The organism is Paucilactobacillus vaccinostercus DSM 20634, assembly GCF_001436295.1.
Taxonomy (GTDB): Bacteria; Bacillota; Bacilli; order Lactobacillales; family Lactobacillaceae; genus Paucilactobacillus; species Paucilactobacillus vaccinostercus.
In genome coordinates this window covers 1-728 of sequence record NZ_AYYY01000046.1, presented here as the reverse complement: position 1 = coordinate 728, position 728 = coordinate 1, and the positions used below count along the sequence as shown (strand labels likewise).

Sequence of the window (728 nt, the reverse complement as noted above, 5' to 3'; positions counted from 1 at the left end):
GCCTTGTGGGCGTGGCCCTTCGACTTCGCATTGTTTTGACCGTAGTAGGCGTTAGCCCCATGCTTACGGTAGTAGTGCTTGTCCAACAGGTATTGTGGGACATGGTTATCTGAGTAAGGGTTCAGCATCAAAGTGTGATAGTTCATTTCTGCAACGACTTCCAGCACCTTAGCGTTATGAACGGCATCGGCGGCGTCCTTACCCCATGTGAAGGGTCCGTGTTGGCTAACCAATACGGCTGGAACGGCATCTGGATCAATTCCGCGTTCTTTGAAAGTCCGCACAATAACTTCACCAGTGTTTAATTCGTATTCGCCTTCGATTTCATCCTTTGTTAAGGCATCGGCAGCTGGTACATCACCATAGAAGGTGTCGGCATGGGTAGTCCCAAAGGCCTGAACATCCTTCTTAGCTTGGGCAAACGAAACGGCCCAAGGTGAGTGGGTATGCACAACCCCACCAATGTTCGGGAAGTGATTGTAAAGGTACATGTGCGTTGGGGTATCACTAGAAGGATTCATGTCACCTTCGACAACTTCACCCTTCAAGTTAACGACAACCATATCTTCTGGACGTAACTTGTCATAATCGACACCAGAAGGCTTGATGACAAATAGACCCTTTTCGCGGTCAATTTGTGAGACGTTCCCCCAAGTAAAGGTCACGAGGTCAAGCTTTGGCAGCATCATGTTAGCTTCATAAACTTTTTGCTTTAAATCTTCAAGCAT

The 728-nt window shown here is 47.7% G+C and carries 1 protein-coding gene; it reads right to left on the bottom strand.

Features of this window, described 5'->3' with window-relative positions; all coding sequences use genetic code 11:
• On the bottom strand, positions 1 to 728 hold a 728-nt coding region (locus FC26_RS08610; RefSeq protein WP_057779687.1), incomplete at both ends, for an L-ribulose-5-phosphate 4-epimerase.